Origin of the sequence: Spirosoma endbachense, from assembly GCF_010233585.1 — a bacterium.
GTDB classification, from domain to species: Bacteria; Bacteroidota; Bacteroidia; order Cytophagales; family Spirosomataceae; genus Spirosoma; species Spirosoma endbachense.
Map to the genome: position 1 here is coordinate 6,335,641 of NZ_CP045997.1, position 11,871 is coordinate 6,347,511.

Consider the following 11,871-nt stretch of genomic DNA (forward strand, 5'->3'; position numbering starts at 1 on the left):
GAAATTCCTAATACCGTTTAGCGTACCGTTCTTTTAACATAACATAGATCATGAATACAAGACCACGTCGGCCGATCATACTTGAGTTGGTGCAAGTTGTTCAGTTTACGGACATAACCCCGCATATGCGCCGGATTACCGTCAGTAGCGACGAGTTGATTGGGTTAGAAGGTCTGATGCCCGGCATTCATCTTAAACTTTTGCTGCCCCAGCCTGGTCAGGAGAAGCCTATTCTGCCCACATTCGACGCAAATGGACAGCCTCTACCACCACCCGAAGAAGGACTTCCAGCAGTGCGAACTTATACGGTCCGTTCGTACGAACCAATAACTGGCGAATTAGCGATCGATTTCGTCCTTCACGGCGACGAAGGCCCTGCCTCTGCCTGGGCAACTCAGGTAGCAGTTGGTAACTACTTGGGTATTGCCCTGCGTCCCGGCATCTCCTACCGTGAAGCTGACTGGTATCTACTGGCGGGTGACCAAACCGCTCTCCCGGCGATCAGTGCCATTCTTGAGCTTTTACCAGCAACGGCTAAAGGTCTGGCCTTTATTGAGATTCCCGACGAAACGGAGGAACAACAGCTTGAATTTGACGCTGATATTCAGGTCCGTTGGCTACATAGAAACGGCATTGAAGCGGGTAAAAGCGAGGTTTTACATGAGGCCATACACACGGCTACCATACCAGCCGGTCATACCGAAAACCGCTTTGTCTGGGTCGCAACCGAAGTATTGGCGGCCAAACAAATCCGCGATTACCTGCGCATGAAACACCAGCTTGCCAACCATGAATTACACGTGGCGGCTTACTGGAAACTCGGCATGAGCGAAGAAGCCTATCATGAACTGCGCCACCGGCAGGCAGAACAATAGTTCATAATTCGTAGTATATCTTCTATTCGTACAAGGTAGTTTTGTTTGTATTGGCCTTTTATCCTTCATGAAACCCCGATAAGTGGATAACTTGAGGTAAATGTTACGACGTCAAACAAACCACCTGGCTTTATGAAAAAGATTGTCTGCCTGAGTATACTCCTGACTTGTTTCACTACTTCCATCATACAGGCGCAACAGTGGTATAAAGGAAATCTGCACACGCACTCACTCTGGAGCGATGGCGATGATTATCCGGAAATGATTATGGATTGGTACAAAGCCAATGGTTATCAATTTGTTGGCTTATCGGATCATAACATTCTGCAGGAGGTTGAAAAGTGGATTAACGTACCCCATCAGAGAGACCGGCGCCGAACGTTTGATCGCTACCTGCGCACTTTCGGCCCTGATTGGGTTACGTACCGCAAAGGCTCAAATGATTCGCTCAAGGTTCGGCTAAAAAGACTGGACGAGTATCGAAGCTATTTTGAAGAATCCGGTAAATTCCTGATTATCAAAAGTGAAGAACTCTCGACCGGCTACCAGGGGAAACCCATTCATATCAATGTTACGAATGTACAGAACCTGATCAGGCCACTGCCGGGTAACAGCGTAGCCGAGGTAATGCAAAATAACATCGATATGGTGGTTGCACAACGACGGCTGACAGGCAAGCCCATGTTTCCGCACATTAACCACCCTAACTTTTATTATGCCATTACGGCTCAGGACCTGATGAAGCTCCGGCATGAGCGATTTTTTGAGGTGTTCAATGGCCATCCATTGGTACACAATTATGGCGATAGTACCCGTGAGGGCACCGAGTCGATGTGGGATAAAATTAACCTCCATTTTCTTCAGCAGGGACGGCCGCTGATGTATGGATTAGGCACCGACGATAGTCATCATTATTACTTTTTCGGGCCGGAATTTAGCAATTCAGGACGGGGATGGGTCATGGTCAATGCGCCCGAATTGACGCCTAAAGCTTTAATCGATGCAATGGAAGCAGGTCGGTTCTATGCAAGTTCAGGCGTTACGCTGAAGCAATTGCCTCAGGCTGGCAACAGGCTGACGATACAAGTCAAAACCGAACCCAATGTAACGTATCGAATCCAGTTTTTCGGCGTTCGAAAGGGTCGTCAACAGGCTGAACTACTCCGCGAAGTGGCCGACACCGTAGCGACCTATTCACTTACGGATGATATCTTACTGGCTCGGGCTAAGATCATCTCCAACAAACCCAAATACAACCCTTTTATGCCGGGCGACGTTGAAACCGCCTGGACCCAACCCATTGCCCAATGGCAGGCACCGCAACCACTTACTGGCGTTGTGGCCCTGCCCAACGCACACGCCCATAATGACTATGAGCAATCACGACCTCTTTGGGATGCGCTGGATAATGGGTTTACCAGTGTCGAAGCGGATGTTCATCTGATTGGCGATACCCTATATGTGGCTCATGACCGCCCCAGCATTAAAAACGCGGCCTCTACCCTCGAAAATCTATATCTCAAACCATTAGCGGAACGAATACGCCAGAACAATGGTCAGGCACTAAATGGTTATCAGGGACCATTTTACCTGATGATTGACGCTAAAACACAAGCAGACAGTACGTATCAGGCGTTGGATAAATTACTGCAACGCTATCGCTCGTTATTGACTACTGGCAGTCGAACTAAAAACTCGGCTGGCGTCATAACTATTGTCCTGTCGGGCAACAGACCCATACAGACAATAGCCAACGCCAAAGGACGCCTGCTGTCGATCGATGGTCGCCCAACTGATCTGGGCAAAGGGTATAAGCAGTCCGTAATGCCGATTATCAGCGATGCTTACCCAAATCAGCTAACCTGGCGTGGTAAGGGCGATATGCCATCGGAAGACTTCCAGAAACTGCGCCAACTGGCTGATCGGGCCCACCGGGAAGGGAAAAAACTTCGACTTTGGGCCAGTCCGGAAGACCCCACAGTTTGGGCTAAACTTCGCGAAGCAGGAGTCGACTTCCTCAGTACCGACCAACTGGAGCTGGTACGGGATTTTCTGTTGAAGCCCGGTGGTAAATAATCTGATTTTTCTGAAAACGATTGAGGTGCTGGTAGCTAACCGAAGACGCAAAACCTGAACAATCACACTCAATAGCCCGAAAGAAATTCCATCAACAGTGAATCTGCTTACTGCGGTCGCTTAAACAGCCCGACATACGCAGCCTTTCCCAACACATGCCCTTCTATTGCTTTTAATACGTTCACCCGCGTTGCTGACCCTTCCGAACTGGGCTTCACGTCGAGTTTAGTATCTAAGGCATAAATTTCGAATACGTAGTGATGCAGAGGTCCAGAAGCTGCCGCGCCGGGACCGCGATAGGCGGGTGTGAAGACATTCATTTGATAGCTGCCATCGGCGAGTTGTGCACCGGCTGGAACTCCTTCAGGCAAGCTCGTGAGAGTGGGCGGAATGTTCCAGACCAGCCAATGCAGATTATCGTCTGTGCTATTGTTACGACTTACATCGACATCATGCATATGAAGAACAAAACTTTGCGTACCTACCGGCACATTGCTCCAGCTTAACGCTGGCGAAGTGCCGCCACCGGGAGCCGCTCCGGGAGCCGCCTGGCTAAACTTGATCGGGATTATCCCTCCATCCGGGAATGCGGTAGTTGTTAGCCGCATAGCTGGGGCCGTTGACGATGCAGGCGCTGAAGGCTGCTGAGCGAACGTTACTGTAATGGCGCTGATCAGAAGAGTAAAGGCAATAAATAATCGTTTCATTTTATCTCTACGTTTGGTTAAAAAGCCCAATTGCACCCTTCCGTTACTGTAATCGGTCAGCGTGTCGCTAATTGGTCAACCGAAAAAAACGTCCTGTGTTTTGTCGTGAACAGAATTGCCTTACATTTCGACACGGTCAGATTTCAAGAACGCCCTGAAAAATTTGTATATTAAAGGCTTCGAGCAGAGTCACGATTTGATTAGGCATATTAGTAACCGTGGCACGGCTCGAAGCGAAATCCCTAGATAGAAACAACAGATAATGATTGGCCTGGATCTGATTCGAAAAGTAGCCTTATCGTTTCCCGAAACGACAGAACAACCTCATTTTGAAAAGCCTTCGTTTAAAATTGGCAAAAAGATATTTGCTACCTACAACGGCCCGCATAATCGAGTTTGTGTTAAGTTATCCGAAATAGATCAGAATGTTTTTTCGTCATTCGACTCCTCCACTATTTATCCCGTTCCGAACAAGTGGGGCAAACAAGGCTGGACGCTCATCAACTTAAATAAGGTTCTTGAAGAGACATTGGTGGACGCTCTGGCAATGGCTTATTGTGAAGTGGCACCCAAAAAACTGGCTTTGCTTGTCAAGCAAAGCCGGTATGAATAAACGAGACAAATCCCCCCGATTTGTCGTGCAATCTTTGCCTATCGAAGCACAGGTCTCTCCTGCATACGCACTGACCGCTGCTGATGTCAATATTGCATTAGTTGTTAATAGCCTGTTGAATGACTTAACCAGCAGTCTCTTCATCAGCAGCGAGCTTCTTTTTTACAACATCAGCCGGGTATTTCAGCGCTAGCCGACGAATGTCGTAGCTGAATTCTTCATAGGTTTCCTTCCAGAGCTTAGCTTCCTCAGGGGTGTAGTCATAAAATCCCTGTGCGTTCAAAACCCCTTTGCCACCTGCCTTCACAATATCGTCGATCAGTTTGGGAACTTCCGTTTGATTGCTCAGGGTCGGGAATAAATCCTTCATAACAGTATGATAGGCAGGCACCCCCGTTAAGTCCATCCACCGAAAAACGCCCACCAGTGTCATCCAGTAGCCTGCATTATTTCGACAGGCCCGATCGACGTCCTCGACCGTTGCATAACCGTTTTCGACCAGATTAAAAGCTTCCCGGTACATAGCATACATCAGCCGGTTGGTTATAAACCCTCGAATATCTTTACGAACCAGCGTCGGTTCTTTCCCCCACAGATGCGATAGCTCATAGAGCCACTCAGCGGCAGCTATATCGCTCAAGTCTCCACAAATGATTTCCAGAAAGCGGGTTGTGTGCGATGGTTCGGACCAGTGCAACCCCACAAACCGCGCAGGCAACCGAACTTCGCGCTGGAGAATACTGATCGGAATGGCGGAGGTATTGCTGGTAATCAGTGCATCTTCGGCAACAACGGCTTCAATTCGATCATAGACCGATTTTTTAATCGCGATATTTTCTAACGTGCACTCCATCACAACTTTACTGTCTTTCAACAAGTTGTAATCTTCCGTAATAATAAGTTGCTGAAGGTAAGAATCCGGGATTTTTGCGAGCATACCTTCCTGAAAAGCTTTCGATAGATGCTCCCGAATGCGGGTTTCGGCGGTTTCCATATCGACTGGTAGTGGAGCAACGGCCACTACCGGATGCCCGGACAACAACAGGCAGGTTGTGATGCTGCACCCCATCAGACCCAAACCGACTACGCCCACGGGAATTTTTTCTGGATTCATTGGCTGGTTCATGGTAGTTTAAGCCTATCTACAAACTAATTCTATACTGGCAACTACGATAAGAACCACATGACTGACTTTTAATGTTGTCTGGCCATTTTTTATATATTTAGGCCCTTTTAGATGCAGCAGAAACATGTCTTTTCAAGCGTATATCGACAACATCAGAGCTAAGACTGGCAAAGGGCCGGACGATTTCAAACAACTTGCCGAAGCAAAAGGCTTACTGAAACCCGGCACGAAAGCGGGGGCCATTGTAGCCTGGCTCAAAGAAGACTTTGACTTGGGTCATGGGCATGCAATGGCTATCTATAAAGTGTTTAAAGACTCAGGTCTGATTTAAATCATTACGCAATGTGTTAGCTAAAGCTTTTGAAGGCACAAACTCCGGGACAGTATACTATATCAATTAGCCGAATAAGGTAGTTAACTGGTTGGCTTTCGCTTGGAGCCGTGCCATGGTTATTAATGAAAGCAAACCGTGGCACGGCTCCAAGCGAAAGCCAACCAGTTAACTACAGATTGATTTTATCGAACTCGTTTATCAATAATTCTTTACGCTTCTTTTTATAGTGGTATGACAAAATACCTTTAACTAATAAACCTGATACTCGGACTACGATAAAGAGTATATTCAATCTAAAGTTTTTACAACATACAGATTATCAGAACCTTTACAATTACAAACCCTTGCGGGTCGGCATGTAGCGGTTACCAATGCTATTTCTCTCAATCAGGTTCTTTGGGAAGTCCATGAATTAACAGTAGTCATTTTCATTAATTCAGCAGGTATGTCAAATAGCCGTAGAGAATTCATTCGAAAATCATTTCTACTTACTGGCACAGTTGGACTAACTGGATCATCTGGTTTAAATGACAACAATTCCATTAGCCAGAGCGGTGACCGGTTAGTTCTTTTAGGGACTCAGGGCGGCCCCTTCATTCGTTCCTATAAACAGACCCCTTCGGCTAATCTTATCGTTTATAAAAATATACCCTTCGTTATTGACACGGGTTATGGCGTGACTTTCAAGCTATTAGAAGCAGGTATCAGGCTATCTTCCCTAAAATATATTTTCATTACCCATCACCATTCCGACCATAACCTCGAACTCGGTCCACTATTGTATAATGCCTGGTTATCTGGTTTGGCAGAGCCAATTCATGTATATGCACCGGCTGGGCTAAAATCACTTCTAAGCGCTTACTGGGAATCGAATCGTTTTGATATTGACACCCGTATTAAAGACGAAGGGCGGCCCGATATAAGACTCCTTGTCATAAGTCACGAATATTCGGAAGGGACACTCGTATCAACTTCAGATTTTGACGTCAAATCGCTGAGAAATCGCCATCCTCCCATTGAAGAGAGCTATGCCTTAAAATTTAAACTTGGGGATAAGGTCGTCGTTTTTTCAGGGGATACGACTTATTTTCCCGCTCTTGCCACATTTGCGTCGGGTGCCGACTATCTTATTCATGAAGTTATGTATGGTCCAGCGGTTGATGAGATGGTGAAAAGGCGCCCAAATGCAACCAAATTAAAAGCAAGCATATTATCGCATCACACGTTAGCCGAAGACGTAGGAAAGATTGCGAAAGCCGCCAATGCCAAAAATCTCATTTTAAATCACTTTGTGCCTCCTGATGATAAGACCCTGACCGACGAGGTATGGGCCAAGGCTGTAGGCAGTACGTTTTCAGGAACTATTATAGTTGGAAAGGATTTGCTTCAATTTGCCTTATAAACTTCAGTCTTAGGATCTGTCTTCTCGCAGATTATACTCCTGCTAAATGGATAGATTCTGAGCATAAACCATCGACATACTTGTTGAGCGATGTCGTGTATTTATACTACTTTCATTGGTAAAATCGAACCGTATTGCCTAACAGATTAACACAAAGCCTGTTAGGTAATACGGTTCGATTTTGTCATCAGATTCACCCGATACGAATCTGCGATTCGCGCCAGAGGCACACTTTAGACAGTTAGCTTACCCTCGATGGAATCATCTAAGGTTTTGCCCATGAGAGCACCGGCAGCCATCTTTACAAACGCCACAGCATTGCCGTGTTTATTGTCCCAATAATAGCCTTCCTGAGATTCTACTTTTATCACCGTAATACGCGGATCATCAATACCTTCAGTAAACCACGTTTTAAGGATTGGCCCCCAGAGCTCCTTAATGAGTTCTTTGTCTTTAGATAGCGTGGCGGCCCCGTATACGCTCAAAAAATCGGAATAATCAGAACCCTGAAATAAGAGATGGACCTGACTATCGGCCTGTATATCCGCATTTTTATGGCTGTCGCTGGCACTTAAAAACCAGAAGTTACCTTCTTCATCTACCTTCTGGACCGACATTGGCCTTGTTTTCAAAGGCTCTCCGGTCGTAATCTTTGTGCAGAAATAACACGTATTGCTTTTGCCAACGAGTTCATTGATTTTTTTCCCGGCTTCAATACCCGTCAAATCTTTGTGGTTCTCTTCGGGTTGCTGTTTATTGATACTGTCCATAACGTTCTGTTGATTACTAAATAAATACTCCTTTGATGATCAACAAAAAACTTGGGCAACCCTCTTTTATTGAATCTAAGAGACGTCATTTCGTTAGGTTACGGGAATAAACTGGCATTGCTAAATGCTCGCTCTGAACTCCAAATTGGGCATCGCCCGCTTTCACGGTGAAAGGCTTCGCAGCAAGGACACCATAGTCAGCCTGGGCCGATAAAGAAGATGTGGCCACCGTGGATGCGGCCACCGTGGCTTGGGTTAAAAACTTTCTACGTCGCATAACTCATTCTATTTAAAATCGTTAGGCAAAGTTTTAGCGTAGATCAGATTGTTTGGTGGTAAAAATCGGCCATTTTCGGGATGCATAACCAAAACTCAAACCAGCCACCGGTTCTGGGTATAAGCATCGTTCCAGAAGTACCACTCCAGCCGACTCGATACGCGAAAGGCTTCCCGCATAGCAGCCTGTTCCGACGGGCTCGCTAATTCGGCAAACTGATCGGTTAGGGCAAGCATTTGTGTAACCGACTGATCGAAGGCATCGCCTGCGTAGGTGTCGATCCAGGCCCGGTACGGATTTTCCTGAACGGCGCGCTGGTAGATGAATTTGCCCACCTGCCGATAAATCCAGAAGCAGGGCAGAACAGCAGTCGCTCCTACGGCAATGGATTGGAGCGAGGTGGTAGCCAGCAGGTAGTTCGTATAGGCAAAGCAGGCTGGCATTTTTTTCGTTTCCGGCTGAATAGCATACAACGTAAAATACGTCTCATGTAAAGCCCGTTCTACCAGAATGGCATTCTGCGCAAACTGTGTGAATTGCAGCATATCGTCCGGCCTGACCGACCGCGCTGCCAGTTGATTTAGCGCCCGGCTGAAGTCGGCCAGGTAGAGCGCATCCTGTTGAATATAATACTGAAATGTGGCAGACGGCAAGTTACCCGCCATCAGTTCTGCCACAAAGCCATGTTGTAAAATGGCATCATAAACTGGCTTAATGTCCTCCCAAAGTTGTTCCGTAAATTTCATTCGCGTCTATTGCCAAACGTTAAAAAAATGATGAACTGGTCCGTGTCCATGTCCCAGACGATAAACGGCTCCAGCCTGAAGTGCCTGCGTCAGATATACTTTGGCGGCAGCTACTGCTTCTACGATAGACAATCCTTTGGCTAATCCGGCAGCAATGGCCGACGAAAGTGTGCAGCCTGTTCCGTGCGAATTTTCCGTTTTTATCCGCTCGGTTGGAAACCAATGCTGTTCTTCGGCAGAAACATAAAGCAAGTCTGTACTCTCAGCGGAGTTCAAATGGCCACCTTTTACCAGAATGGCTCCTGAACTTAGCTTTGCCAGCTCAACAGCGGCTGGTAGCATATCTGCTGCTGTTTCTACTGGTCTACCCAATAGTACACTGGCTTCAGGTAGATTAGGGGTGATCACCTTCGCCATAGGCAGAAGGTAAGTTTTCAGGGCGTCGATGGCTTCATCCTGCAAGAGTTTATCGCCACTTTTGGCCACCATTACAGGATCGAGCACAATGGTTGTTACGCCAAATTCCGTTAACGTTCTGGCGACCTGCTCAATAACTTCCGGCGAGTGAAGCATCCCGATTTTAACGGCATCAGCTCCAATATCGCTCAAAACAGCTTTTAATTGCTCGGCGATAAAGGCGGGCGGAACGGATAGTATTGCCGTTACCGCTTTTGTGTTCTGAGCGGTAAGTGCCGTTAACACCGACATACCGTAGCAGCCGAGTGCCGAAAACGTTTTAAGGTCGGCCTGAATACCCGCTCCTCCCCCACTGTCAGAACCGGCAATCGTTAAAGCCCTGGTGTATGTTTTCATTTGTACAAATTTCTAAGTACCAATAAGTTGGATCAGTTCGCGGGTGGCTTCGTACGGTGACGGATGACCACAAATAGCCGATACAACAGCTACTCCCGATGCACCGGCCCGAATGACGTCCTGAATGTTGCTGGCTTTTATACCGCCTATGGCAAATGTAGGCAGACTAGTTTGGTTACAAATCGCCCGGAGCCCCTCCAATCCAAGCAAACTGGACGTATCCTGCTTGGTTCCGGTTGGAAATATGGTTGCAATGCCGAAATAGTCTAAATCTTTACCAGCAGCAGCCGGCAATTCGGATAAATTGTTGATAGACAGCCCAATGATTTTATCAGGACCAATCAATGACCGGACCAGCGGATACGGCATATCATCCTGACCGACGTGAACGCCGTCGGCATCAATGGCTAGCGCAACATCAGTCCGATCATTGACGATCAGCCGGGCACTGTGTGCCTGAGTAATGCGTTTCAACTCAACGCCAAGTGCAACAAAAGCGCGGGTGGATAACGCCTTTTCGCGTAGCTGCACCCACTTCACTCCGGCCCGGCAGGCTTCTTCAACCACAAAAGGCAACGTATGACCTGCCGACTGGGCGACTTCGCTATCAGTCACTAAATAGAGCCCGCTCACGATTGCGTTAGTTGAAGCCGATTGGTTATAGCCGCTTCTGATAATTCATAAAGCGCATTAAGAAAGTTGACCTGTAGACTACCAGGAGCCGAATCTTTTTCAGTCGCAATTTCTCCAGCAATACCCATAACAGCCATAGCATGCGTAGCTGCCTGGAAATAATTGGCATTAACGGCTGAAAACGCGCCGATCAAAGCGGTGGCTGTGCAACCCATGCCCGTTACTTTCGTCATGAGTGGGTGCCCATTTTTTACTGTAGCAACTCGTTTACCCTGAATAATATAATCGGTAGCCCCACTAACGACCACCACCGAGCCCCATACCAAACTTAGCCGCTGGGCTGCCTCTAGGGCAGCTTCTGAGCCATACAAACTGTCAACGCCTTTGGTTTGTGCGTTCAGGCCAGCGAGTGCCATAATTTCAGAAGCATTTCCCCGAATGATGGTTGGGGCCGCTAACGACAATAACTCTTCACTAACCTTGTTTCGATAGGCCGTTGCACCAACTCCAACCGGATCGAACACGATGGGTTTACCTAACGCTTTCGCCCGATGCATGGCGAGCTTCATTCCTGCCACAAATGTAGCGTCGAGTGTACCGATATTGACGACCAGAGCGCTTGAAATAGACACAAAATCCTCTACTTCTTCCGGCGCATGAACCATAGCGGGCGATGCTCCCAACGCCAGCAGTGCATTGGCAGTATTATTCATCACTACGAAGTTGGTAATATTATGGACAAGCGGAGCCTGAGCGCGAATTTGCTCGACGTAGGTCCAGATCAGTTGGGCTTCTTGAGACATGTTGCTGTTAATAAGGGGATAATCAGCAACTTTAGAGGAGAGCGAACGAATAGACGCTAACTTTTCCCTACGGCAGTATAAACTGCATCAGGTAATGAGGGTATTCTCTCAGTCTATCCTGTTCCGGGACAGACACCCCTAAAGTTGTCTGGCAAAGGTATACTATTCCTCCTTTACAATATGAGCCAGTAAACTAGTTTTTACATGGAAAGCGAACACCTCAGCGACAGCCAACCAACCTGTTAAACTAAACTCTCCTTTTGATTCTGCGCTACGGGAATGCTAACGCCGTTGGTCATGACCAGCGGAAAGTGTGGCAACCGCTACGAGGGAGGTGTGTCTCAGCTAATAAACAGGTAGTAACATTGGTGGATTATTCCTGTGCGATGGCATTTCTATACGTTGCCAGCGAATGGTACATTGGGCCGACTACCCATGACCGACAATAGCCCGATTAGACCCGTTTATAAATCAAGGTCAACCAGCTATCAACAGCCCAACTTTAGTATCAAAAGCAGAAGTACTATTGCATAGATCAATCGTTCACGCTGCTGTTGGTACTGTTCGGTTACAGGGCTTTCTTATAAAACTGGCTGGGAGCCAGTAGTCTTACCTTTGTGGTTAACTAGACGACAAATTCATGACCCCTGTTCCCAGCACGGCTAAAACTACGGCTTTCTTTCAACTTCTCAACCA

General features: G+C 47.2%; 13 protein-coding genes and 1 riboswitch. Of the genes, 5 read left to right on the forward strand and 8 right to left on the reverse strand.

The features are described 5' to 3' along the window. Positions 1-50 precede the first annotated feature (50 nt). Complete coding sequence (locus tag GJR95_RS25800) at positions 51-875, forward strand: siderophore-interacting protein (protein ID WP_162388598.1); 825 nt, start codon at positions 51-53, stop codon at positions 873-875. A gap of 132 nt (positions 876-1,007) precedes the next feature. Next, positions 1,008-2,951, forward strand: a complete 1,944-nt coding sequence (locus tag GJR95_RS25805) for a histidinol-phosphatase (RefSeq protein ID WP_162388599.1) — start codon at positions 1,008-1,010, stop codon at positions 2,949-2,951. A 107-nt stretch (positions 2,952-3,058) separates the two neighbouring features. Here the strand turns inward: GJR95_RS25805 and GJR95_RS25810 are convergent, their stop codons facing one another. After that, positions 3,059-3,658 (reverse strand): YbhB/YbcL family Raf kinase inhibitor-like protein, encoded by a 600-nt coding sequence (locus GJR95_RS25810; RefSeq protein WP_174260227.1) that lies wholly within the window; start codon positions 3,656-3,658, stop codon positions 3,059-3,061. A gap of 262 nt (positions 3,659-3,920) precedes the next feature. Here GJR95_RS25810 and GJR95_RS25815 point away from each other — a divergent pair, with 262 nt between their 5' ends. Further along, the gene (locus GJR95_RS25815; protein WP_162388600.1) at positions 3,921-4,271 is read left to right on the forward strand and encodes an MmcQ/YjbR family DNA-binding protein; all 351 of its coding nucleotides are present in this window, start codon (positions 3,921-3,923) and stop codon (positions 4,269-4,271) included. 124 nt (positions 4,272-4,395) lie between these two features. Here GJR95_RS25815 and GJR95_RS25820 read toward each other — a convergent pair whose 3' ends face one another. Then, positions 4,396-5,385, reverse strand: coding sequence for a 3-hydroxyacyl-CoA dehydrogenase family protein (locus GJR95_RS25820; RefSeq protein ID WP_162388601.1), 990 nt, complete (start codon positions 5,383-5,385; stop codon positions 4,396-4,398). A 136-nt stretch (positions 5,386-5,521) separates the two neighbouring features. On the opposite strand from GJR95_RS25820, the gene GJR95_RS25825 reads away from it, so the two are divergent. Further along, complete coding sequence (locus GJR95_RS25825) at positions 5,522-5,728, forward strand: DUF4287 domain-containing protein (RefSeq protein WP_162388602.1); 207 nt, start codon at positions 5,522-5,524, stop codon at positions 5,726-5,728. Between the two features lie 448 nt (positions 5,729-6,176). Further along, the gene (locus tag GJR95_RS25830) at positions 6,177-7,133 is read left to right on the forward strand and encodes an MBL fold metallo-hydrolase (protein ID WP_162388603.1); all 957 of its coding nucleotides are present in this window, start codon (positions 6,177-6,179) and stop codon (positions 7,131-7,133) included. A gap of 233 nt (positions 7,134-7,366) precedes the next feature. Here the strand turns inward: GJR95_RS25830 and GJR95_RS25835 are convergent, their stop codons facing one another. From GJR95_RS25835 to thiM, 6 genes are all read right to left on the reverse strand, one after another. Further along, the gene (locus tag GJR95_RS25835; RefSeq protein WP_162388604.1) at positions 7,367-7,903 is read right to left on the reverse strand and encodes a pyridoxamine 5'-phosphate oxidase family protein; all 537 of its coding nucleotides are present in this window, start codon (positions 7,901-7,903) and stop codon (positions 7,367-7,369) included. Positions 7,904-7,988: 85 nt separating this feature from the next. Continuing rightward, positions 7,989-8,180: a twin-arginine translocation signal domain-containing protein gene (locus tag GJR95_RS25840; protein ID WP_162388605.1), complete on the reverse strand. Its 192-nt coding sequence runs from the start codon at positions 8,178-8,180 to the stop codon at positions 7,989-7,991. A gap of 95 nt (positions 8,181-8,275) precedes the next feature. Continuing rightward, positions 8,276-8,926, reverse strand: a complete 651-nt coding sequence (locus GJR95_RS25845; RefSeq protein ID WP_162388606.1) for a TenA family protein — start codon at positions 8,924-8,926, stop codon at positions 8,276-8,278. 6 nt (positions 8,927-8,932) lie between these two features. Next, entirely contained in the window at positions 8,933-9,739 is an 807-nt protein-coding gene (gene thiD, locus GJR95_RS25850; RefSeq protein ID WP_162388607.1) for a bifunctional hydroxymethylpyrimidine kinase/phosphomethylpyrimidine kinase, read from the reverse strand. Positions 9,740-9,751: 12 nt separating this feature from the next. Continuing rightward, the gene (gene thiE / locus GJR95_RS25855) at positions 9,752-10,372 is read right to left on the reverse strand and encodes a thiamine phosphate synthase (RefSeq protein ID WP_162388608.1); all 621 of its coding nucleotides are present in this window, start codon (positions 10,370-10,372) and stop codon (positions 9,752-9,754) included. Further along, positions 10,369-11,175, reverse strand: a complete 807-nt coding sequence (gene thiM, locus GJR95_RS25860; RefSeq protein WP_162388609.1) for a hydroxyethylthiazole kinase — start codon at positions 11,173-11,175, stop codon at positions 10,369-10,371. Before thiM ends, thiE begins: the two co-directional genes overlap by 4 nt. Positions 11,176-11,222: 47 nt before the next feature. Next, positions 11,223-11,325, reverse strand: a riboswitch (TPP riboswitch). Positions 11,326-11,871 lie beyond the last annotated feature (546 nt).